Below are 22497 nucleotides of genomic sequence, written 5' to 3' on the forward strand. Positions count from 1 at the left end.
GACAAGGCATAGTACCCGGACAGGTTGATCTGCTGGTACTGCGTCGAATTGTTCGTATATAGAACCGTGATTCTTTATGCGAACGAATCGGGACTGTAAGCAATCTGACAAGGGAGGGTCAAGGCGGGATTACCCGACTCTGCTGCAAGTGCGCCGCGACGGGGTGAGTCAGGTCGCGTTCAGCTTGCGCCACAGCGTCGTCTTGCTGATGCCAAGCGCCGCGCAGACCGCGTCGCGATCGCCGTCGTGCGCGGCGAGCGCAGCGCGGATTTCGTCGGCTTCCACATGCCGGCTGCGCTCGCGCAACGTGAGCGCCGCTTGTTTCGCGCGGGTGCGGGTCTCGGCGAGTTCAGGCGCGATCGTCTGCAGCAGGTCGCGTGTCAGGACCGGTTCGGTCGAGGCCTGCGCAAAGGCATCGGCGTCCACCTCGGCGAGCTCGACCGCGATTCGTTCTATTACGTTCTGCAATTCACGCACGTTGCCCGGCCATGTGTAGCGCTTCAGCGGTTCGGCGAGCACAGCGAGCACGGGCTCCGCCGCCGCGGCATCGGGCAGGCGCGCGGCGAGCCTCGGTTCACGTGCAGCGGCTTGCAGCAGCAATTCGACGGCGAGCGGCAGCAGGTCGGCGGGGCGCTCGCGCAGCGGCGGCAGCGCGATGCTCAGAATGTTGAGCCGGTAGTAGAGGTCGGCGCGAAAACGCCCCGCTTCGATGCCCTCGGTCAACGCGCGATGCGTCGCCGCGACCACGCGGATGTCGACCCGCATCGGCTCCGTCGAACCGAGCCGCACCACTTCACGTTCCTGCAGCACGCGCAACAGCCGGCTTTGCAGCGACAACGGCATCTCGCCGATTTCATCGAGAAACAGGGTGCCGCGGTGCGCAACCTCGATCAGCCCCGCCTTGCCGCCCTTGCGCGCGCCGGTGAACGCGCCTTCCTCGTAGCCGAACAGCTCGCTTTCCAGCAGCGCTTCGGGAAACGCACCGCAATTGATCGCGACGAACGCGAAGTCGCGCCGCGCGCTCAGCTGATGCATGCTCTGCGCAACCATTTCCTTGCCGGTGCCGCTCTCGCCGAGAATCAGGACGGTGGCGTCCGAGCGGGCATAGCGCCGTGTGAGCGCGCGCACCCGTTCAATCGAATCGGACGCGCCGACAATATCGTCGAGCCGGTAGCGCGCGCTGAACTGCTGCACGCGCTGCCGCGAACGCAACGTCCGGTCGAGCCGTTCGACCGCGCGCGATTCCTGAAACGTCAGCACGGTGCCCGCTGCCGCGCCGGTGCTCGCGAGCGGCCCGCGGTGCACGACATAGCTCACCCCCCGCACGGTGCAGAGGGTGTTGCCGTCCGCGTCCGGCAGGCTGCCCGCGAGGTCCGGCGTCAATTCGAGCAGATCGCGGCCCACCGCATGCGCCGCGTCGATGCCGAGCACGCCGGCCAGGCGCTGATTCATCGCTTCCACGCGTCCTTGCGCGTCGAGCGCGACAACGCCGTCACGCAGATGCTGCAGCAGATTGTCGAGCCGTTGGCGCCGGATCGTTTCGCGGCGGGTGGCCTGCGCGACTTCGAGCGCGGTGTCGAAGGCAGCGCGCACGGAAGCGCGCGAATAGAGAAACACCGCACCCATGCCGGCGCTCGCGGCGAGATCGGTGACGAGTCCCGGACCCACTACCGCGTCGATGCCGCGATCGCGCAGGTCGAGCACGACGCTCTCCGCGTCCTGCGCGGACTGATAGGAGGCAAAGGTCACGTCGATCCCGTACGCAGCGATGAAGCGCCGCACTTCATCGGGCGTGTCGCCGTGCGTGACGAGCGCGACCTTCGCGCCGTCGCGCCGCGCCCGCGCGAGCGCATGCATCACGTCGAAGCCGGTCGGGCTGATCAGCACGACCGGAGCGGACACGCGCGTTTTCAGATACGCGCCGTTCGAGCCGCCGGCAATCACGACGTCCGGGCGGCCCGCGCCCGCGTCCTCGATCTCGCGCAAGGCGTCTTCGAAACCGTGCGAGACGATGCGCAGGTCGGCGCGCTCGACGTACTCACCGGCGATGTCGAAAAACAGATCGCGCAGGCGGCTGATACTGACCGCCCAGATACGCGGGCGCTGGGCGGATTCGAAAGGAGGGGTGCTCAAGGCAGGAGGGCTCGTGACGGGCGGGAGAGGTCCGTCTATTATGCGCGCATCCATTTCTGATCTGAAATGAAAATTTCATTTGTGAAATGAGGTGCGGGCCAGGCCAGGCGGCGCTTTGCCGTTAAATCAGGTACTTAGCGGCCATTAGCGTGGCTGGCCCGTTCTTTGCTGTTAGGGTGTCGGTCAAAAGCATCCCCCCATGCATCTGGAGACGAACTCATGAGTGAAGCAGATAACAGCACGCCGAACGCAGGCGCATTCAAACCGAAGAAATCGGTCGCCCTGTCCGGCGTGACGGCGGGCAACACGGCGTTGTGCACGGTCGGCAAGACCGGCAACGACCTGCATTACCGCGGCTACGACATTCTCGACCTCGCGGGCGCGTGCGAGTTCGAAGAGATCGCCTACCTGCTGGTGCACGAAAAGCTGCCGACCCCGGCCGAACTGAGCGCCTACAAGACCAAGCTCAAGGCGCTGCGCGGCTTGCCCGCGAACGTGAAGGCCGCGCTCGAGTGGATTCCGGCCGCCGCCCACCCGATGGACGTGATGCGCACCGGCGTCTCGGTGCTCGGCACCGTGCTGCCGGAGAAGGACGACCACAACCTGCCGGGCGCGCGCGACATCGCCGACAAGCTGATGGCCTCGCTCGGCTCGATGCTGCTGTACTGGTACCACTACTCGCACAACGGCAAGCGTATCGAAGTCGAAACCGACGACGACTCGATCGGCGGCCATTTCCTGCATCTGCTGCACGGCGTGGAACCGTCGAAGGCGTGGGTCGACGCGATGCACGTGTCGCTGAACCTGTACGCCGAGCATGAATTCAACGCGTCCACTTTCACCGGCCGCGTGATCGCGGGCACGGGATCGGACATCTATTCGGCGATCACCGGCGCGATCGGCGCGCTGCGCGGACCGAAGCACGGTGGCGCCAACGAGGTCGCGTTCGAGATCCAGTCGCGCTACCAGAACCCGGACGAAGCCGAGGCGGATATTCGCCGGCGCGTGGAGAACAAGGAGGTGGTGATCGGTTTCGGCCACCCGGTGTACACGATTTCGGACCCGCGCAACAAGGTCATCAAGGAAGTCGCGAAGAAGCTCTCGAAGGAAGCGGGCAACAGCAAGCTGTTCAACATCGCCGAGCGGCTGGAGTCGGTGATGTGGGACGCGAAGAAGATGTTCCCGAACCTCGACTGGTTCAGCGCGGTGTCGTATCACATGATGGGCGTGCCGACAGCGATGTTCACGCCGCTCTTCGTGATCTCGCGCACTGCAGGCTGGAGCGCGCACATCATCGAGCAGCGCATCGACAACAAGATCATCCGTCCGAGCGCGAATTACACGGGGCCGGACGATCTGCCGTTCGTGCCGCTCCCCAAACGCGCGTAAGCGTGTTTAGCGAGGCCTCATGTGCGGTTGAGCGCGTTAGCGCGTAGCCGCTGCAAGTTTTCTCCTCCATTGCGCCTTTGAGAGCGGGTGCGATGAAGTTGGGCCTTGGCTCGCTGGAACCCCGAGCCAAGGCTGTTTTTTGCGGCAGCGGACCGGCACGCGTTCATCGTCCCGGCCCTGAACCGGCAAGCTAAACTACACGTACTGCCTGACTGACCCGCCAGGGAAACGCCATAAAAAGGGGCAGCTGATTGCGATCGGCCGCCGCCATCGTCCCCGGATCATTACTGTTTTGTCCCCTACGCCATGAATACTGCAAACCGCAAACGCCTTCCCGGCACCCAGCTCGATTTCTTCGACACGCGCGCCGCGATCGACGCAATTCAGCCTGGCGCTTACGACAAGCTGCCGTACACGTCGCGCGTGCTGGCCGAGAATCTCGTGCGCCGCTGCGATCCGGTAACGCTCGTCGCGTCGCTCAAGCAGATCATCGAACGCAAGCGCGAGCTGGATTTCCCGTGGTTCCCGGCGCGTGTGGTCTGTCATGACATTCTTGGCCAAACGGCGCTGGTCGACCTCGCCGGCCTGCGCGATGCGATCGCCGCGCAAGGCGGCGACCCGGCCATGGTCAATCCGGTGGTGCCTACGCAGCTCGTAGTGGACCATTCGCTTGCGGTGGAGTGTGGCGGCTTCGATCCGGATGCGTTCGCGAAGAACCGCGCGATCGAAGATCGCCGCAATGAAGACCGCTTCGACTTCATCAACTGGACCAAGCGCGCGTTCCGGAACGTCGACGTGATTCCGCCGGGCAACGGCATCCTGCATCAGATCAACCTGGAGCGCATGAGCCCGGTGGTGCAGGTGAAAGACGGCGTGGCGTTCCCCGACACGCTGGTCGGCACCGACTCGCATACGCCGATGGTGGACGCGCTCGGCGTGATCGCCATCGGCGTTGGCGGCCTCGAAGCGGAAAGCGTGATGCTGGGCCGCGCTTCGTATATGCGCCTGCCGGATATCGTCGGCGTGGAGCTCACGGGCAAGCCGGGCGAAGGCATTACCGCCACCGACGTGGTGCTTTCGCTGACCGAATTCCTGCGCAAGGAGAAAGTGGTCGGCGCGTACCTCGAATTCTATGGCGAGGGCACGGCGAAGCTGACCCTCGGCGACCGCGCGACGATTGCCAACATGGCGCCCGAATTCGGCGCGACGGCCGCGATGTTCTACATCGACGAGCAGACCATCAAGTACCTCAAGCTCACCGGCCGCGACGACGAGCTCGTCAAGCTGGTGGAGACGTATGCGAAGGAAACCGGCCTGTGGGCGGACAGCCTCGCGAACGCCGAGTATGAGCGCGTGCTGAAGTTCGATCTGTCCACGGTGGTGCGCACGCTGGCCGGCCCGTCCAATCCGCATCGCCGTTTGCCGGTGTCGGAGCTGGCGGCGCGCGGCATCAGCGGCAAGGTGGAGAACGAGCCGGGCCTGATGCCGGACGGCGCCGTGATCATTGCCGCGATTACGAGCTGCACGAACACCAACAACCCGCGCAACATGATCGCGGCCGGCCTGCTCGCGCGTAACGCGAACAAGCGCGGACTGACCCGCAAGCCGTGGGCGAAGACCTCGCTCGCGCCGGGCTCGAAAGCAGTCACGTTGTATCTGGAAGAGGCGGGCCTCTTGCCCGAACTCGAGCAACTGGGCTTTGGCGTGGTGGCGTATGCGTGCACGTCGTGCAACGGCATGTCCGGCGCGTTGGATCCGTTGATCCAGAAGGAGATCGTCGAGCGCGATCTGTACGCCACTGCCGTGCTGTCCGGCAACCGCAATTTCGACGGCCGGATTCATCCGTACGCGAAGCAGGCGTTTCTCGCGTCGCCGCCGCTGGTGGTGGCCTATGCGATCGCGGGCACGATCCGCTTCGACATCGAGAAGGATGTGCTCGGTATCGACGCCGACGGCCATGCTGTCACGCTGAAGGACATCTGGCCGTCGGACGCAGAGATCGACGCAATCGTCGCCTCAAGCGTGAAGCCGGCGCAATTCCGCAAGGTGTACGAACCGATGTTCGCGGTCTCTGCCGACACCGGCGAGAAAGCCAATCCGCTGTACGACTGGCGTCCCGCGAGCACATATATTCGCCGGCCACCGTATTGGGAAGGCGCGCTCGCCGGTGAGCGCACGCTCAAGGGCATGCGCGCGCTGGCCGTGCTGGGCGACAACATCACGACCGATCACCTGTCGCCGTCCAACGCGATTATGGCGGACAGTGCAGCGGGCGAATACCTCACGAAAATGGGCTTGCCGGAAGAGGACTTCAATTCCTATGCGACCCACCGCGGCGATCACTTGACCGCGCAGCGCGCCACCTTCGCGAACCCCACGTTGAAGAACGAGATGGTGGTCGAAGACGGTAAGGTGAAAGCCGGTTCGCTGGCGCGCATCGAACCCGAAGGCAAGGTCACGCGCATGTGGGAAGCGATCGAAACCTACATGGAGCGCAAGCAGCCGCTGATCGTGATTGCCGGGGCCGACTATGGCCAGGGCTCGTCGCGCGACTGGGCGGCCAAGGGTGTGCGTCTGGCCGGCGCGGAAGCGATCGTCGCCGAAGGGTTCGAGCGCATTCACCGCACGAACCTGGTGGGCATGGGCGTGCTGCCGCTGGAATTCAAACCCGGCGTGAACCGTCTGACGCTCGGCATCGACGGCACCGAGACGTTCGACGTGACCGGCGAGCGCAAGCCGCGCGCCGACCTCACGCTGGTGATCCAGCGCAGGAATGGCGAGCGTGTCGAGGTGCCCGTCACGTGCCGGCTCGATACCGCTGAAGAAGTTTCCATCTACGAGGCCGGCGGCGTGTTGCAGCGCTTTGCGCAGGACTTTCTCGAGTCGTCGAAGGCGGCGGCTTGATCCAACAGGACACGACTTTCATGGCCTATCAACCTCAGATCAAGATTGCCGCCACCTACATGCGTGGCGGCACCAGCAAAGGTGTGTTCTTCCGTCTGCAGGATTTGCCCGAGGCCGCCCAGGTGCCGGGCGCCGCGCGCGATGCACTGCTGATGCGCGTGATCGGCAGCCCCGACCCGTACGGCAAGCAGATCGACGGCATGGGCGGCGCGACCTCGAGCACCAGCAAGACGGTGATCATCGCCAAAAGCAGCCGGCCCGATCATGACGTGGATTATCTGTTCGGGCAGGTGTCGATCGACAAGACCTTCGTGGACTGGAGCGGCAATTGCGGCAATCTGTCCGCCGCCGTGGGACCGTTCGCGATCAGCGCCGGTCTCGTCGACCCGAGCCGCATTCCGCGCGACGGCGTGGCCACCGTGCGCATCTGGCAAGCCAACATCGGCAAAACGATCATTGGGCACGTGCCGATGACGAACGGCGCCGTGCAGGAAACCGGCGACTTCGAACTCGACGGCGTGACGTTTCCGGCGGCCGAAATCCAGCTCGAGTTCATGGACCCGGCCGCGGAAGAAGAGGGCGCAGGCGGCTCGATGTTCCCCACCGGCAACCTGGTCGACGACCTCGAAGTGCCGGGTGTCGGCACGCTCAAGGCGACGATGATCAACGCGGGCATTCCGACCATCTTCGTGGATGCCGAGGCGATCGGCTACAAGGGCACCGAGTTGCAGGACGCCATCAATAGCGACGACAAGGCGCTGACGATGTTCGAGACCATTCGCGCGCACGGCGCGCTGCGCATGGGGCTGATCTCGCAACTCGACGAGATCGCGACGCGCCAGCACACGCCGAAGGTCGCGTTTGTCGCGAAGCCGGCCGAGTACGTGGCGTCGAGCGGCAAGCGCGTCGGCGCGGGCGACGTCGATCTGCTGGTGCGGGCGCTGTCGATGGGCAAGCTGCATCACGCGATGATGGGCACGGCCGCGGTGGCGATCGGCACGGCGGCGGCGATTCCCGGCACGCTGGTGAATCTCGCCGCCGGCGGCGGGCCACGGGAAGCGGTGCGGTTTGGCCATCCATCGGGGACGCTGCGGGTCGGCGCCGAGGCGAGCGGGAACGGCGGCGAGTGGACGGTCACCAAAGCCATCATGAGCCGCAGCGCGCGCGTGTTGATGGAAGGCTGGGTGCGGGTGCCGCCAGCGGAGTGAGCCGCTCACGGCGGCGATATCACCTGGAAACTGGTTCCAATAAATATTTTGCGAACCGGGCGTCAGCGCACATACCATGTGTTTGTGTCAATACGATGATCGCTGTTGCCGGGCATTGAGCGCTTCCCCGCATAACGGCGGAGCTTACGATGCTTTCGATGCGGCGTCACGATAACAGCGGCGGCCAGCGATAAAGCGAGGCCGATCGCTGCACATGGGGGGGCCGAAAATAATGAACGTCTTCGATACGTGGCTCATTGCGCTCATTCACAACGCGGCGGTTCCTTCTCGAGGCTTCGTCCATCTTGTCGAACTGGTTGTCGACATGAACCTGTTCAAGGGGCTGATCCTGATCGCCATGCTCTGGTGGATCTGGTTTAGGCCGGTCACATCATCGGGTCAGGACAGCGCGGCTGTCCGGCAATATCACCGCGAAATTGTCGTGATCGCCATTGCGAGCGGCTTCATCGCGCTGTTGGCCGGCCGTTTGCTGGCCCACCATTTGCCATTCCGGCTGCGGCCCATGTATGTACCTGAGTTGCGCGCGTATTTTCCGGAAGCCAACGTGGACGAGCCGGTGCTGCGAACATGGAGCTCGTTTCCGAGCGATCACAGCATGTTGTGGTGCGCGGTCGCCATGGGCATCTTCTTCGCTTCGCGGCCCGCAGGCATCTACGCGCTATTTCACGCCATCGTGCTGATCGGGCTGCCGCGCATCTATCTCGGCTTGCACTACCCGACCGACGTGCTGGGCGGCATCGCGCTCGGCATCGGCATTGTCTGCGTGATGAACATCAGGGCAATACGCACGCGCTTCTGCGCACCGATCCTGGCGTTCGCGCAGTACTCACCCGGCGTGTTCTTCGGCGCCGCGTTCGTGCTGAGTTTCGAGTTGACGACGCAGTTCAGTGAACTGCGCGTATTGGCGCACGAGATGATCCACGGGATGTAGGCTGTTGCGCGCAAGTAATAAACTGGTAAGCAATCCGTATAGATAATCTAGCGAGATGTCACGCGGCGGGCTTCGATCAGCGCGCCGACCAACTCGGCATCGGCCGGCGTGGCCGGGTTGTAGACCACCAGGCTCAGATCGGGCCGGCCGTCCACGGCGAAGGCTGAAAACTCGAACGCGATCGTACCGGCCACCGGATGCCGCAGGCGCTTGACGCCCTCGGCGTGCCCGCGAACGTCATGGTCGCGCCACATCGCCGCGAACTCGGGGCTCAACTGGCAGAGTTCATCGACGAGAGCACGCACCTGGCCCGTGGCGCCGGCGCGCGCGGCATCCGCCCGGAACGCCCCCACCACGAATCGGGCGACGCTGTCCCAGTCGAACTGCGCCTCGCGCACGCGCGGGTCGCAAAACATCAGTCGCAAGACGTTGCGTTGCTTCGGCGCGAGCGCGCCGTAATCGACCAGCGCCGCGGCGGCGGCACGGTTCCACGCAGCGATGTCCCAGGTGGCCGTCTTGATCAGGGCGGGGCTGGGTTCCAGCGCGTCGAGTACGCGTTGCAGGCGCGGTGTCACCCCTTCGCTGGTCTGGTATCGCACCTCGGGTGGACGGCCGAGACCAAGCAGAAACAGGTGCTCGCGCTCGACCTCGGTCAGCAGCAGCGCGCGGGCGATGCGCTCGAGCACCTCGGCCGACGGTGCGCCGCCCCGGCCCTGTTCGAGCCATGTGTACCAGGTCGCGCTGACGTTGGCGCGCTGGGCCACTTCTTCGCGCCGCAGGCCCGGCGTGCGGCGGCGGGTCAATTCAATGCCGAAGGCCGCCGGATCGAGTTTCGTGCGACGGTCCTTCAGGTAGTTCCCAAGCAGGTTGTCTTCGGCGGCCGGCATTGTCTTACCCTGTTAAGCGCTATACCTGTATAACGTCACTACTTTACCCTGATAAGGTACGCGCCAAGAATTGCTCCTGTCTACTTCGGATCAGGAGAATGTTTATGAAAGTCTTTGTCACTGGCGCGACCGGTTTCGTCGGCTCGGCGGTCGTCAAGGAATTGCTCGGTGCGGGACACGAGGTGCTCGGTCTCGCGCGCTCGGATGCCGGGGCTGCGTCGCTCTCAGCGGCGGGAGCCGGCGTGCATCGCGGTTCGCTCGAAGAACTCGACAGCCTGCGGCGTGGGGCGCTCGCGGCAGACGCAGTCATTCATCTGGCTTTCAATCACGACTTCTCGAAGTTCGCCGAAAACTGCGAGACGGAGCGGCGCGCGCTGGAGGCGCTCGGGGACTCGCTCGAAGGCTCCGGCCGGCCGCTCATCGTCACCTCCGGCGTTGCGCTTCTGAGGCCAGGCCGTGTCTCGAACGAGGACGATGTCCGCGCTCCGGACCACGCCTTTCCCCGCATGCCGGAAGAGATGGCAGCCTCGCTGCTGGCGCGCGGTGTACGCACGTCCACGCTGCGCCTCGCCCCGTCGGTGCACGGTGATGGCGACCACGGCTTCGTGCCTAGGCTCATCGCGATCGCGCGCGAGAAAGGCGTGTCGGCCTATGTGGGTGACGGACAAAACCGCTGGCCTGGGGTGCACCGTTTCGATGCGGCCCGTCTCTACCGGCTCGCCCTCGAACAGGGGCAGGCCGGCGCGCGATATCACGCGGTCGCCGACGAAGGCGTGCCGTTCAGGGACATCGCTGGCGTGATCGGCCGCCGCCTGAATCTCCCTGTGGTCAGCAAAAGCGCCGCTGAAGCGAGCGAGCACTTCGGCTGGTTCGCCATGTTTGCGGGCGTCGATGTTCCGTCCTCCAGCCAGTGGACGCAGAATCAGTTGGGCTGGCAGCCTACCGGGCCCGACCTGCTGACCGACATCGAACAGCCGGGCTACTACGCGCATTTGTGACGCGCGGGTGCCAGCATGGACCAGAAGCAGAGCGCGCCCCCGTTCCGCTTCTTCTCGCTTCGCTTCTTCTTGCTCTGCTAGTTCCCGCTCCATTCCAAACCTCCCCACTACGGCACGGATTTGCCAGCGTCATGATTCAGTGGCTAAGATATGGCCCATCCGGCCCCAACGCGGGATATAGAGATCCACTTTGGCGGATGTGAACATCCACCGGGATTTCCGCATGTGCCGGCCTACAATGGTCGCAGTCATCGCAGCGCCTGGCACCGACCACGGTGCCGGTGTGACCTCATTCCGAACAATGTATAAGACATGGGAGCAGTCACATGCCGCGTTTCAGCATGGGATGGGCGCGGCGGATGATCGGGGTCTCTGTCGCGATCCCGATGGCGGGCTGTAGCCGGTCGCCGTCGATCAACGTGCTCGGTGCGTACTTTCCAGACTGGCTGTTCTGCATCGTCGCGGGCGTGGTGCTCGCGATCGTCGTCTACATCGTTCTTCAGCGCTTGCAATACGCTGACAGGCTCGGACCGGCTGCCGTGCTCTATCCCGCGTTCGTCACCTTCTTTGCCCTCGTTGTCTGGTTGATCTTCTTCCAACATTGACCTCCTGACAGGTGGCTGCCATGACAACACCCGCCAGCAAACCGCCGAAGAAAGCATGGCCGGCCATCGTGATCGTGTTGATCACCGTGGCGCTGCTTGTCTTCGTCATCGTACTGATCGACCGTTCGCCGCGTACCGACGATGCCTATGCTTACGCGGACACCATCGACGTGGTGCCGGAGGTCAACGGGCGCATTGTCGAGCTTGCGGTGCACGATAACCAGGCGGTCAAGCAGGGTGATCTGCTGTTCCAGATCGACCCGCGGCCCTACCAGGATGCGCTCACGCGCGGCAAGGCGTCGCTCGTCGCACTCAACCGGCAGATCGAGCTCACGCAGCGCTCCGTCAATGCGCAGCAGTACAACGCCGAGTCGGTGCGCGCGGCCGTCGAAAGCGCACGGGCCGCCGCCGCGCAGGCCACCGATACATTGAACCGCACCGCGCCGCTCCTGCGGAACGGCTATGTCTCCGCCGACGACGTCGACCGCTTGCGAACCACGCAGCGTGCCACCCAGGCCCAGCTCAGCGCGGCGCAACTGCAGGCGCAGCAGGCCGCGGCGGCGGTCAGCGGTGTGGATGCGCTGGTCGCGCAGCGCGCGGTCATCGAGGCAGAAATCTCCATCGCCGAGCTGAACCTCGAATTCTCGACTGTGCGCGCGCCGTTCGACGGGCGGGTCGTGTCGCTGAAAACGTCGACCGGACAGTTTGCTTCCGCGCTCAAGCCGGTGTTCACGCTGATCGATACGCGCCACTGGTACGTGGTGGCGAATTTCCGCGAGACCGAACTCAAGGGAGTCCGCACCGGCACGCCGGCCACCGTCTATCTGATGAGCGATACCGGCCAGCGCTTTCGCGGCGAGGTCGATTCGGTGAGCTATGGCGTGTCGCCCGACGAGGGCGGCTTCGCGCCGCCCGGCGGCTTGCCGCGCATTCAGCGCAGCCTCAACTGGGTGCATGTTTCACAGCGCTTTCCGGTCAAGATCCGGGTCGACAACCCGAACCCGGAACTGTTTCGCATCGGAACCTCCGCCGTTGCCGTGCTGTATCCGGGGCACGGCGGCGACGCGCAACGCAACTGAGGAGCAGGCATGCGCCTCGCCGACTATCTGCCGGACCCGCTGCTCGATGCCGGTGCGTTTCTGCGCACCGAACTGGCGGACTATCCGGGGCGCGTGAACGTGATGTTGCGCTGTGTGCTGACGAGCGCCATCGTGATCGTCGCGTCGATGGCACTCGAGGTGCCGTCGCTCGCGCTCTCGCTGCTGGTGGTGTTCTACGTCACGCAGTCGAACGTGGTGATCACGCGGCTGGTGGGCATCATGTTCATGCTCGGATCGACGCTCGCGATCGGCATCTCGATCCTGTTGCTGAAGTTCACGTTCGACTATCCGCTCATTCGCATCGTGGTGGCGAGCGTGCTGTTCTTCTGCAGCGTGTACCTGATGCGCGTGCTGAAAGTCGGCCCGATGTTTTTTATCGTCGCGATCGTCGTCATCTACGTGCAGACTTTCGTCGATCAGACCGATCAGGCGGAACTGCTGATTCGCGCGGTGCTGTGGGTCTGGGTCGCGGTGAACTACCCGATCGCGCTGACGTTGCTGGTCAACACCTTGCTGCTTCCCTCCGAGCCGCAGCGCCAGTTGAAAGAGGCCATGCACCGGCAATTGATGACGGTGGATGCGCATCTTGCCTATCTGCTCGAAGGCGGTCCCACACCCGCGCCGCTCACGCCGACGGCGCTTCAGCAGGGTGCGTTGTCGCTGCAGAAGCTCCTCAGATTCGCCGCGATGCGCGACGCCGGCGTTCGTCAGGACCAGGCGTCGCAACTCGCCCGCGTGGCGACCGTGTCGCGTCTGTATCGTGGCGCGAGCGAGCTGACCGGGCAGCATCGCGTGCCGGGCGCGGCGCAACTGCCGATGATGCGTGAACTGCGCGCGAATTGCCGTGCGCTGGACGAGGCGATTGCCGCCGATCAGCCGTACCGCTTCGTGACTACCGTGACGGCGGAGCAACGCGAAGCCGCGGACTTGCCGGCCGCCGCGGGGGAGCTGTACCGGGCGCTGCATGCGTTCAGTGATCTCGACGCCGCAGCAAGGCCGGCCGGCAAACCCGCCGAAAAGGAGCCGATGGTCGCGCCGGACGCGTTCACCAATCCCGCCTACGCGCGGTTTTCGCTCAAGACGCTGCTCGGGGTGCTGATCTGCTATGTGTTCTACAACTCCACCGACTGGCAGGGCATTCATACGATCATGCTGACCTGCGTGATCGTCGCGCTGCCGAGCCTGGGCGCATCGACGCAGCGCGCGGTGCTGCGCGTCGGCGGCGCGGTGGCCGGCAGCGCGCTCGCGTTGTTCATGGTGGTGTTCGTGATCCCCCATCTCGACGACATCATCGGCCTGCTGCTGATGGCGCTGCCGGTCGTCGCGTTCGGCGCATGGATCGCGGGCGGCTCCGAGCGTGTCGCCTATGCGGGCATCCAGCTGGTCTTCACGTTCTCGCTTGCGCTGCTCGAACAGTTCGGGCCGACCACGAACCTCACGGATATTCGCGACCGGATGGTCGGGATTCTGTTGGGCGTCGGCGTGTCGACGGTGATCCAGATGTCGTTCTGGCGGGAAGGCGAAGCCGATGCGCTGCGGCAGAAGCTGGCCTCCATGCTGCGTCCCGTCGCCGCGCTGCTGCGCACGCCGCTCTCCGCCGCGGCGACGCCGGAGCAGTTGGCCTACGCGCAGCAGGAGCTGCGAACCTGGGGCGTGCTGGCCGATTGCGAGGCCATGCTCGCGCGCGTCGCGCTGGAGCCGGGCTGGCAGGAAGGCGAGCAGGCGCAATTGACGCTGCGCGCGCAAACGGTTCTGGCTCAGGGGCGTGAAATCATGCTCGCCGGCAATGCGCTTCACAACGCCCTGGGCGCGGACGAGGCGCGTCTTGGCGAGCCGGCGCTGAATGCGGTGCGCGCGCTTCAGGCGCAGGCCGCCGCCGCGCCGGAGCGCTATGCGGACGACCTGGCAGCGAATCCGCCGGTGGCGCACGCGCCGCGGCGCGTGGAGCTCGCCACGCTTGCGGCGCAACCGCTCGACGGGCCGCTGGTGGCCAGTGCGCGCCATCTCGCGCGCCAGGTGGGGGGGCTGCCGGACTGGCGGGTGGCGCCCCGGCCTTTGACGACTCTTCGCGAGGCGCACGGACATGACGAGGCATAAAGGGGCTCCTGTGCGTTCGCGGCACTTTGGCGGCGCGCTGGCCGCCGTGCTGGCGTGCGCGCTGGCCGGTTGCGCGCTGATCCACCACAACGGCACGCCCTATGCGCCGATTCCGCCCGAGCAGATTCAGCTTGCCGGCGATATTCATCTCGCCCGCGACGGCTGGCCCGCCGCGCGCTGGTGGACGGCTTACGGCGATCCGCAGCTCGACGCGCTGATCGAGCGTGCGCTGGCCGACGCGCCGACCATGGTGGTCGCGCGAACCCGGGTGGCGCAGGCGAAATCGGACGTCGAACTCGCACAGGCGGGTACGGGCTTGCAAGTGGTCGCGTTGGGGCTGCTCGATCGCGAGCATGTGTCGGCCAATGGCTTTATCGGACCGTTCGCGCGGAACGAACCGGCGCTAGGTCTCACCGGCCCGTGGTACACCGAGGGCATTGTCGGGCTCGGCGCAAGTCTTAACATCGACATCTGGGGCAAGCAGCGCGCCCAGGTGGCGGCGTCGCTGGGCGTGCATAACGCGCGTCTCGCGGAGGTCTCGGCGGTCGAACTCGAAATCTCCGCCGACGTCGCGCAGATTTATTACGGTATCCAGACCAATTACCAGCTCATCGATCTGCTGGAGCAGTCGCAACAGGTCACGGCGTTCGCGGTGGAAACACACTCGGCGCGCGCGGCACGCGGCCTGGAGTCGCGCACCCTGGTCGAAGCAGCGCGCGCGCAGCAACTGGCCGTGCAGCGGCAGATCGTTGCCGCACGCGGGCAGATCAAGCAATTCCGCGAGTCGTTGCGGGCGCTGCTCGGCGCCGGGCCGGCCAATCTGCCCGACATCGAGCCCGTGCCGCTGCCGAAGTCGCAGGCCAGCTTGCCGGCCACGCTGTCTTACGATCTGCTGGCGCGGCGACCCGACCTGCAAGCGTCTCGCTGGCTCGTCGAGTCTTCGTTCGACCGCATCGACGCCGCCAAGGCCGCGTTCTACCCGAGCTTTGACATTAAGGCGTTCTTCGGCGTTGACGCGCTGCATCTGGGCGACCTGTTCACGCATGCGAGCCAACAGATCAATCTGATTCCCGGTCTGACCCTGCCGATCTTCGACGGCGGACGGCTCAATGCGAATCTCGGCGGCGCGCGCTCGGCGAGCAACATACTGATCGAGCAGTACAACCAGGCGGTGCTCAACGCGGTGCGCGATGTCGCGTCCACCGGCAGCCGCCTGCAGGATCTGGACGCCGAAACGCAACTGCAGACGCAAAAAGTGCAGGCCGTCGCGTTCGCGCGCGACAGCGCCGAAGCGCACTACCGGCGCGGCCTCGAAAGCCGCCTCACGGCGCTCGAGGCGCGCCAGCCGGTGATTGCCGAGCAGGTGGCGCTCGTCAGCCTCGACGGGCAGCGGCTCAGCCAGGAAATTGCGCTCGCCAAGGCGCTGGGCGGCGGCTATCGCGCCGAAACGCCCGTGGAACTGAAACCGCGCTGAACTCACCCATGCCGCTCCCCCGTTCAGGGGATGGTCCGGCACCCTTATTGAACCGAAGATTGCCTCACTCGGGATGCCAGTGAGCGCGCCAAGCGACGACGAACCTGCGTCAGCCCGTGATCCATTTCTGGACTCAAGGAGATTTCGATGCAGGACGACGTGCAAAACCCGACGCCCACCGCCTATGCGTACCCGCTGCTGATTAAGCAGTTGCTGCATACGCCCTTCGCGCAGGCCGCGGACCAGGAAATCGTCTATCGCGGCCAGCTGCGCATGACCTATGCCACGCTGCAACAACGCATTGCGCAGCTCGCCAACGGCCTGAGCCGGCTCGGTGCGAAGTTCGGCAGCACCGTCGCGGTGATGGACTGGGACAGCCACCGCTATCTCGAGTGCTATTTCGCGGTCCCGATGATGGGCTCCGTGCTGCAGACGGTCAACGTGCGGCTCTCGCAGGCGGAGATTGCGTACACGATCAACCATGCCCGCGCGGAAATCCTGCTGGTGCACACCGACTTTCTGCCGATGGTCGAGGCGATCAAGGACCAGCTGGAAACGGTGCGCACGTTCATTTATATCGACGAACCGGGCAGCGAAGCCTCCGCGCACACGATTCCGTTCGCGACCGAATACGAAGCGATGCTGGCCGCGAGCCCGACGAGCTACGACTTCCCCGATTTCGACGAGAACACCCGCGCCACGACGTTCTATACGACGGGCACGACGGGCCTGCCCAAGGGCGTCTATTTTTCGCACCGCCAGCTCGTGCTGCACACGCTGACCGTGATGGGCGCGCTGGCGAGCCCGGTGTCGGGTCAGCGCTTTCACCGCGGCGACGTGTACATGCCGCTCACGCCGATGTTCCACGTGCACGCGTGGGGCATGCCGTACATCGCCACGGTGCTGGGCGTGAAGCAGGTCTACCCCGGCCGCTATGTGCCGGAAAAGCTGGTGCAACTCGTGCGGGACGAAGGCGTGACGTTCTCGCATTGCGTCAGCACGATCCTGCACATGCTGCTCGGCTGTGCCGAAGCGAACTCGACCGACTTCAGCAAATGGAAAGTCGTGATTGGCGGCGGCGCGCTGCCCCAGGGTCTCGCGCGTGCCGCGCTGGCGCGCGGCATCGACATCTTCACCGGCTACGGCATGTCCGAGACCTGCCCGGTGCTGAGCCTCGCGCAGCTTCCGCCCGGCAGCGAGACGCTGGACCTCGAGGAAGAGGTGCGTTTGCGCTGCAAGACCGGCCTGCCGGTTCCGCTCGTCGATCTGCGCATCGTCAACGATGAGATGGAGGACATGGAGCACGACGGCAAGGCCTATGGCGAGGTCGTCGCGCGAGCACCGTGGCTGACCCAGGGCTACCTGAACAATCCTGAGGCCTCCGAACAACTGTGGGCGGGCGGCTATCTGCACACGCAGGACATCGCCAATATCGACCCGACCGGCAATCTGCAGATCACGGACCGCATCAAGGACGTGATCAAGTCGGGCGGCGAGTGGGTCTCGTCGCTTGAAATCGAAAACCTGATTTCGCTCTATCCGGGCGTTTCCGAAGTGGCGGTGATCGGCATCAAGGACGAGAAGTGGGGCGAGCGTCCTGTCGCGCTGGTGGTGCTCAAGGCCGACGCGGCGGCCACGGCGGAAGAGATCAGGGCACACGTGATGACGTTTAGCGCGACTGGGCAGATTTCGAAGTACGCGGTGCCGCAGATCGTCAAGTTTGTCGACGCGCTCGAAAAGACCAGCGTCGGCAAGATGAACAAGAAGTGGTTGCGCGAACAGTTCGCCTGACCGGACACAAGGAGCACACGATGAGCATCAAGGAATACAGCCTCGCAAAAATTGACGACTTCGTTGGCCGCGAATTGGGTCTGTCGGATTGGGTCGTCGTCGACCAGGCACGCATCGACGCATTCGCGCAATGCACGGGCGACCAGCAGTGGATTCATGTGGACGTGGAGCGCGCCCGTCGCGAGAGCCCGTTCGGCGGCACGATCGCGCACGGTTATCTGACGCTGTCTCTGCTCGCGGCACTCGCGATCGAGATCGGCCTGATTCCCGAGGACGCGTCGGCGGGCCTGAACTACGGGCTCGACAAGGTGCGCTTCATGACACCCGTGAAGGCCGGAGCGCGTGTGCGCAACCGCGTGACGCTGGTGTCGGTCGAGAAAAAGGGCGGCGGCCGCGTCATCGTCAAGACGATGAACGAGCTGCAGATCGAGGGTGAGGACAAGCCGGCGCTGATCGCCGAATCCCTGGCGATGCTGGTGGCGTGAGCCGGATCGCGTGACGAAGACAAAGCAGTTGTTTGAGGAGTACCAGAATGGCAGCCCCTACTGAAAACCAGCCGCGCAACACCTCGCCGGACGAACTTGCAGCGTCCGCCGCGGAAGGCATGCTTGGCCCCAACCCGTTCGTCGGATTGCGTCCGGCCGATATTCTCGCCACGGCGCAGCAGATCAGCACCCAGGCATTGCGGCAACCCGCGCTGGTGGTCGAACAGGAAGCGGCGCTCGTACGCGATCTGATCGCGGTGCTGGGCGGCAGCGCGCCGTTCACGCCGCCGCCGGGCGACAAGCGCTTTACCGATCCGGCCTGGCAGGACAACGCGTGGTACCGGATGACGATGCAGGGCTATGTCGCGTGGCGCAATGCGCTCAGCGGATTCATCGAGCGCTCGTCGCTCGATGCGAAGACGAAGGAGCGCGCACAGTTCGTGATGTCGCTGTTCACGGACGCGCTGTCGCCGACCAACACGCTGCTCGGCAATCCGGCGGCGCTCAAGAAGATCGTCGAGTCGGGCGGCGCGAGCCTGCTGGGCGGATTCAAGAACTATGTGACGGACCTCCTGAAGAACCAGGGCATGCCGGAGCAGGTCGACCGGACGGCGTTCCAGGTCGGCAAGAATCTCGGCACGTCGCCGGGCGCGGTGGTGTTTCGCAACGAAGTGCTCGAACTGATCCAGTACGCGCCGTCAACCGGCCAGGTGTACGGCCGTCCGCAACTGATCGTGCCGCCGCAGATCAACAAGTTCTACGTGTTCGACCTTTCCGAGGGCAAGAGCATCGTCAACTATCTGGTGAGCAACGAGTTCCAGGTGTTCGTCGTCAGCTGGCGCAATCCCACGGCGGCACAGCGTGATTGGGACATGGACACCTACGTTTCCGCACTAATCGAGGCCATCGCGGCGGTACGCGACATCACCGGCAGCGACGACGTGAATCTGCACGGCGCGTGTTCTGGCGCGATGACGATCTCGGCGCTGCTTGGGCACCTCGCGAGCCGCGGCGAGAAGACCGTCAATGCCGCCACGCTGATGGTCGCCGTGCTGGACAACACCACGGATTCACAGCTCGGCCTCTTCGCGACGCCGGAAGCGATCGCGGCCGCCAAGCAGGGCAGCACCTCGCGAGGAGTGCTGGCGGGCGAGGAGATGGGCCGTGTGTTCGCATGGCTGCGGCCTAACGACCTGGTGTGGAGCTACTGGGTCAACAACTACCTGTTGGGCAAGACGCCGCCGGCTTTCGACATCCTCTACTGGAACAACGATACGACGCGGCTGCCGGCCAAAATGCATGGACAGCTGCTCGATATCTTCACGGGCAATCTGTTCAGCAAGCCGCGCGCGCTGACGGTGCTGGGCACGCCGATCGATCTGTCCGAGGTGACGTGCGACAAGTACGTGGTGGCCGGCATGACCGATCACATCACGCCGTGGAACGGCGTCTACAACTCGGCGCGAACCTTTGGAGGCAAGACGCGTTTCGTGCTGAGCTCGAGCGGCCATATTCAGAGCCTGATCAACCCGCCGGGCAATCCGAAGGCGAAATACTTCTCCAATCCCGAACTGCCGGCCGATTCCGATGCATGGCTCGCCGCCGCGCAGACCGAAAAAGACTCCTGGTGGAGCAACTGGCGCGACTGGCTGACAGAGCGCTCGGGTGAGCGGCGCGCTGCGCCGGCGTCGCTCGGCAATGAACGGTATCCGTCGATCACGCCCGCGCCCGGCACCTACGTCATGGAAGCTTGATGTACCCCGTTGGCCGTGTCGTCACGGCATGGCCGGCGTTTCTCTTAATGTCGTTTTTCTGGAGTATGAAACATGGAATCAACCAACCCTAACAGCCTGTTCGCTGAATACACGAAGGTGCTCGGGCAGTTCAAGCTGCCGGGCGTCGATGTCGCCGCATTACTGGCAACGCGCCGCAAGGATATCGAAGCCCTGGCAGAGGCCAACACCACGGCGCTCGCGGGCGTGCAGTCGCTCGCCAGCAAGCAGGCGGAGATTCTGCGCACGACGATGGCCGAGCTGCAGACGCTGGTGACGCGTCTGACCCCGGCGGGCGGGCAGACGGCCGCGAACACCGGTGAAGTGGTGCAACAGGCGTTGCACAAGGCGCTGGCGGATATGCAGGAACTCGCGGATACGGCTTACCGTGCCCAGACCGACAGCTTCGCGGTGGTCACCAAGCGCGTGGCGGAACACGTCGAGGAGCTGAAGTCGCTGCTGCAACCGAAGAAGTAAAGCTGCACGGCAATGCGAAACCACGATGCTGCGAATGCAGCATCCTGCCTATTCTGTCGTGTCATGAGGTTTTCCGGATGAACGAAATGGCTATGAGCCCCGAGTCTGTTACCAGCATGCAAATCCAGACAGTCGATCTGGACGGCCAGCTTCTGCGCGTCGCGGTCCGGCAGGGCAGCGACGCCTCGCCGCCGCTGCTCATCTTCAACGGTATTGGCGCGAATCTGGAACTCGTGGAACCGTTCGTCGAGGCGCTCGAGGACGTGAGCGTCATCATCTTCGACGTCCCGGGTGTGGGCGGCTCGCCCGCGCCGCTTGTGCCGTACCGCTTCTCGACGCTGTCCGTGCTCGCCGACAAGCTGCTGACGCGGCTCGGCTATGACAGCCCCGTCGACGTGCTCGGCGTATCGTGGGGCGGCGCGCTCGCGCAGCAATTCGCCCATCTGTATCCGGTGCGCTGCCGCCGGCTGATTCTTGCCGCGACGTCGCCCGGCGTCATCATGGTGCCGGCGCGGCTCTCGGTGCTCTCGAAGCTGATCGGCCCGCGCCGCTATACCGATCCGGCCTATATGCAGCAGGTCGGCGCCGACATATACGGTGGTGCATACCGGCGCGATCCTTCGCTGCTGCGGGAGCATAGCCGCCACATTCAGCCGCCGCGCGGCCGTGGCTATCTTTATCAGCTGTTGGCGGCGTCGGGCTGGAGCAGCCTGCCGTGGCTCGGCGGCCTGCGTCAGCGCACCCTCGTGCTGCACGGCAACGACGATCCGATCGTGCCGCTGACCAACGCGAAGATTCTCGCCGCCCGCATCCGCGACGCCACGCTTCATGTGATCGACGACGGACACCTGTTTTTGATTACGCGCGCGAAAGAAGTCGCGCCCATCGTGCGCCGCTTTCTACGCCAGGAGGCGGTGTGAGTTTGCCGGGCGGCGATGCAGCGGCGCGTGCGCCGGACGCGGCGCCGCAGCCCCGCAACACACAGAAGGCCGTGCGCCTGCAGCGCATGCGCCGCACGGCGACGTGTCTGCTCGTGCTCATGATCGCGCTGCTAGGGGTGTGCGTCGTGTGGCAGGGCCGGTATCCATCGCTCGCGCTCGCGCGCGCTTTCGCGGAGGCCGGCACGATCGGCGCGATCGCGGACTGGTATGCGGTGGTCGCGTTGTTCCGGCGTCCGTTCGGACTGCCGATCCCGCATACGGCGATCATTCCGCGCAACCAGCAGCGCATTGCCGAGAGTCTCGGCAACTTCGTCGAAGAGCATTTCCTGACGCCGGAACTCATCGTCGGCCGGCTCGGCGGCTATAACGCCGCGCAAGCGCTGGCCGGATGGCTCGCCGAGCCGCCGAACAGCCAGGCTATCGCCGATGTGGTGACCGCCGCGCTGCCGGAACTGCTGAACGGAATCGACGAGACGCAGGCCGCACGATGGTTCGATTCGCTGGTGCTGCCGCAACTGCGCACGCTCGACGTGTCGCGCGCGGCCGGTGGCATCCTGGCGGTCCTGACCGATCGCGACCGGCATCAGCCGCTGCTCGATCGCGGTCTCGCGACGCTGGAGACGTGGCTCACCGTCAACGTGGAGATGATCAAGGCGAAGTTCAGCGCGGCCTCGCGATTCACGCCCGCGCCGATCGACAACTACATCGTCAATAAATTCGTCGAAGGCATCATCGCGCTGTTGCACGAGGTCGCGGCGAACCCTGAGCATGCGTTGCGCCGTCAGTTCGACGAGGCCATGCGCGATCTGATCGTGCAGTTGCAGAGTTCGCCCGTGCACCGGCGTTTCGGCCGCTCGCTCATGCGCGATTGCCTGCGCTATCTGCGTGAGGGCGGTTACGAGCGGGTGCTGCTCGATCATGTGCGGGCGTGCGTGAGCGCCGATCTCGAGCGCGCGCAGCCGGTGCTGGGCAGCGTGACGGCAGCGATGCTGGTCGCGCTCGGCAAGGGCCTCGGCAGCGATCCCTCGATGCAGCACAGGCTGAATGCGTGGTGGCTGGCGCTCGCGCGGTCGCTCGTGGTGCGCTTCCGGTCGCAGCTCTCGATGCTGATTACCGAGGTCGTGAAAAGCTGGAACGCCGAGGACGTCAGCCGCAAGATCGAAACCGAGATCGGCCGCGATCTGCAATACATCCGCATCAACGGCACGTTCGTGGGCGGCCTCGTGGGCGTGCTGCTCCATATCGCCACGGTGGTGGCTGCACAGGTCTGAACCGGGCCCGAAC

The 22497-nt window shown here is 64.9% G+C and carries 17 protein-coding genes; 15 read left to right on the forward strand and 2 right to left on the reverse strand.

The window, feature by feature from the left end:
• Nucleotides 1-168 precede the first annotated feature (168 nt).
• Complete coding sequence (gene prpR / locus A6V37_RS18185; protein ID WP_064270608.1) at nucleotides 169-2133, reverse strand: propionate catabolism operon regulatory protein PrpR; 1965 nt, start codon at nucleotides 2131-2133, stop codon at nucleotides 169-171.
• 219 nt (nucleotides 2134-2352) lie between these two features.
• On the opposite strand from prpR, the gene prpC reads away from it, so the two are divergent.
• The 4 genes from prpC (at nucleotide 2353) to A6V37_RS18205 (ending at nucleotide 8586) form a co-directional block, all read left to right on the forward strand.
• Nucleotides 2353-3522 carry a bifunctional 2-methylcitrate synthase/citrate synthase gene (prpC, locus tag A6V37_RS18190; RefSeq protein WP_064270609.1) on the forward strand — a complete coding sequence of 390 codons (1170 nt, stop codon included), beginning with the start codon at nucleotides 2353-2355 and terminating at the stop codon, nucleotides 3520-3522.
• 306 nt (nucleotides 3523-3828) lie between these two features.
• Nucleotides 3829-6426, forward strand: a complete 2598-nt coding sequence (gene acnD / locus A6V37_RS18195; RefSeq protein WP_064270610.1) for a Fe/S-dependent 2-methylisocitrate dehydratase AcnD — start codon at nucleotides 3829-3831, stop codon at nucleotides 6424-6426.
• 20 nt (nucleotides 6427-6446) lie between these two features.
• Nucleotides 6447-7634: a 2-methylaconitate cis-trans isomerase PrpF gene (gene prpF / locus A6V37_RS18200; RefSeq protein ID WP_064270686.1), complete on the forward strand. Its 1188-nt coding sequence runs from the start codon at nucleotides 6447-6449 to the stop codon at nucleotides 7632-7634.
• Nucleotides 7635-7866: 232 nt separating this feature from the next.
• Complete coding sequence (locus A6V37_RS18205; RefSeq protein WP_064286176.1) at nucleotides 7867-8586, forward strand: phosphatase PAP2 family protein; 720 nt, start codon at nucleotides 7867-7869, stop codon at nucleotides 8584-8586.
• Between the two features lie 47 nt (nucleotides 8587-8633).
• On the opposite strand, the gene A6V37_RS18210 is transcribed toward A6V37_RS18205, so the two are convergent.
• Nucleotides 8634-9473: a helix-turn-helix transcriptional regulator gene (locus A6V37_RS18210; RefSeq protein ID WP_064270612.1), complete on the reverse strand. Its 840-nt coding sequence runs from the start codon at nucleotides 9471-9473 to the stop codon at nucleotides 8634-8636.
• A gap of 104 nt (nucleotides 9474-9577) precedes the next feature.
• On the opposite strand from A6V37_RS18210, the gene A6V37_RS18215 reads away from it, so the two are divergent.
• The 11 genes from A6V37_RS18215 to A6V37_RS18265 all read left to right on the forward strand — a co-directional run bounded on the left by A6V37_RS18215 (nucleotide 9578) and on the right by A6V37_RS18265 (nucleotide 22484).
• Nucleotides 9578-10471 (forward strand): SDR family oxidoreductase, encoded by an 894-nt coding sequence (locus tag A6V37_RS18215; RefSeq protein WP_064270613.1) that lies wholly within the window; start codon nucleotides 9578-9580, stop codon nucleotides 10469-10471.
• Between the two features lie 326 nt (nucleotides 10472-10797).
• A complete protein-coding gene (locus A6V37_RS18220) occupies nucleotides 10798-11076 on the forward strand; it encodes a YtcA family lipoprotein (RefSeq protein WP_242665916.1) in 279 nt (92 codons plus the stop codon).
• Nucleotides 11077-11096: 20 nt separating this feature from the next.
• Complete coding sequence (gene mdtN, locus A6V37_RS18225) at nucleotides 11097-12155, forward strand: multidrug transporter subunit MdtN (RefSeq protein WP_064270614.1); 1059 nt, start codon at nucleotides 11097-11099, stop codon at nucleotides 12153-12155.
• Between the two features lie 9 nt (nucleotides 12156-12164).
• Nucleotides 12165-14273 carry an FUSC family protein gene (locus A6V37_RS18230; RefSeq protein ID WP_064286177.1) on the forward strand — a complete coding sequence of 703 codons (2109 nt, stop codon included), beginning with the start codon at nucleotides 12165-12167 and terminating at the stop codon, nucleotides 14271-14273.
• Nucleotides 14260-15747: an MdtP family multidrug efflux transporter outer membrane subunit gene (locus A6V37_RS18235; RefSeq protein ID WP_082902847.1), complete on the forward strand. Its 1488-nt coding sequence runs from the start codon at nucleotides 14260-14262 to the stop codon at nucleotides 15745-15747. The genes A6V37_RS18230 and A6V37_RS18235 overlap by 14 nt, the downstream gene beginning before the upstream one ends.
• Before the next feature lie 147 nt (nucleotides 15748-15894).
• On the forward strand, nucleotides 15895-17538 hold the full coding sequence (locus A6V37_RS18240) for a fatty acid--CoA ligase (protein WP_064270617.1): 1644 nt from the start codon (nucleotides 15895-15897) through the stop codon (nucleotides 17536-17538).
• 20 nt (nucleotides 17539-17558) lie between these two features.
• A complete protein-coding gene (locus A6V37_RS18245; protein ID WP_064270618.1) occupies nucleotides 17559-18023 on the forward strand; it encodes a MaoC family dehydratase in 465 nt (154 codons plus the stop codon).
• A 47-nt stretch (nucleotides 18024-18070) separates the two neighbouring features.
• Nucleotides 18071-19777 (forward strand): alpha/beta fold hydrolase, encoded by a 1707-nt coding sequence (locus A6V37_RS18250; protein ID WP_064286178.1) that lies wholly within the window; start codon nucleotides 18071-18073, stop codon nucleotides 19775-19777.
• A 72-nt stretch (nucleotides 19778-19849) separates the two neighbouring features.
• Nucleotides 19850-20272 (forward strand): phasin family protein, encoded by a 423-nt coding sequence (locus A6V37_RS18255; RefSeq protein WP_064270620.1) that lies wholly within the window; start codon nucleotides 19850-19852, stop codon nucleotides 20270-20272.
• Between the two features lie 86 nt (nucleotides 20273-20358).
• Complete coding sequence (gene phaZ / locus A6V37_RS18260; protein WP_064270690.1) at nucleotides 20359-21192, forward strand: poly(3-hydroxyalkanoate) depolymerase; 834 nt, start codon at nucleotides 20359-20361, stop codon at nucleotides 21190-21192.
• Nucleotides 21189-22484 carry a DUF445 domain-containing protein gene (locus A6V37_RS18265; RefSeq protein ID WP_242665917.1) on the forward strand — a complete coding sequence of 432 codons (1296 nt, stop codon included), beginning with the start codon at nucleotides 21189-21191 and terminating at the stop codon, nucleotides 22482-22484. The genes phaZ and A6V37_RS18265 overlap by 4 nt, the downstream gene beginning before the upstream one ends.
• Nucleotides 22485-22497: the final 13 nt, after the last annotated feature.

The sequence above is a fragment of the Paraburkholderia ginsengiterrae genome (genome assembly GCF_001645125.1).
Classification (GTDB): domain Bacteria; phylum Pseudomonadota; class Gammaproteobacteria; order Burkholderiales; family Burkholderiaceae; genus Paraburkholderia; species Paraburkholderia ginsengiterrae.

Coding starts and splice junctions, on each gene's coding strand:
- prpC (WP_064270609.1), top strand. CDS start 2,353: ATGAGTGAAGCAGATAACAGCACGCCGAACGCAGGCGCATTCAAACCG.
- acnD (WP_064270610.1), top strand. CDS start 3,829: ATGAATACTGCAAACCGCAAACGCCTTCCCGGCACCCAGCTCGATTTC.
- prpF (WP_064270686.1), top strand. CDS start 6,447: ATGGCCTATCAACCTCAGATCAAGATTGCCGCCACCTACATGCGTGGC.
- A6V37_RS18205 (WP_064286176.1), top strand. CDS start 7,867: ATGAACGTCTTCGATACGTGGCTCATTGCGCTCATTCACAACGCGGCG.
- A6V37_RS18210 (WP_064270612.1), bottom strand. CDS start 9,473: ATGCCGGCCGCCGAAGACAACCTGCTTGGGAACTACCTGAAGGACCGT.
- A6V37_RS18215 (WP_064270613.1), top strand. CDS start 9,578: ATGAAAGTCTTTGTCACTGGCGCGACCGGTTTCGTCGGCTCGGCGGTC.
- A6V37_RS18220 (WP_242665916.1), top strand. CDS start 10,798: ATGCCGCGTTTCAGCATGGGATGGGCGCGGCGGATGATCGGGGTCTCT.
- mdtN (WP_064270614.1), top strand. CDS start 11,097: ATGACAACACCCGCCAGCAAACCGCCGAAGAAAGCATGGCCGGCCATC.
- A6V37_RS18230 (WP_064286177.1), top strand. CDS start 12,165: ATGCGCCTCGCCGACTATCTGCCGGACCCGCTGCTCGATGCCGGTGCG.
- A6V37_RS18235 (WP_082902847.1), top strand. CDS start 14,260: ATGACGAGGCATAAAGGGGCTCCTGTGCGTTCGCGGCACTTTGGCGGC.
- A6V37_RS18240 (WP_064270617.1), top strand. CDS start 15,895: ATGCAGGACGACGTGCAAAACCCGACGCCCACCGCCTATGCGTACCCG.
- A6V37_RS18245 (WP_064270618.1), top strand. CDS start 17,559: ATGAGCATCAAGGAATACAGCCTCGCAAAAATTGACGACTTCGTTGGC.
- A6V37_RS18250 (WP_064286178.1), top strand. CDS start 18,071: ATGGCAGCCCCTACTGAAAACCAGCCGCGCAACACCTCGCCGGACGAA.
- A6V37_RS18255 (WP_064270620.1), top strand. CDS start 19,850: ATGGAATCAACCAACCCTAACAGCCTGTTCGCTGAATACACGAAGGTG.
- phaZ (WP_064270690.1), top strand. CDS start 20,359: ATGGCTATGAGCCCCGAGTCTGTTACCAGCATGCAAATCCAGACAGTC.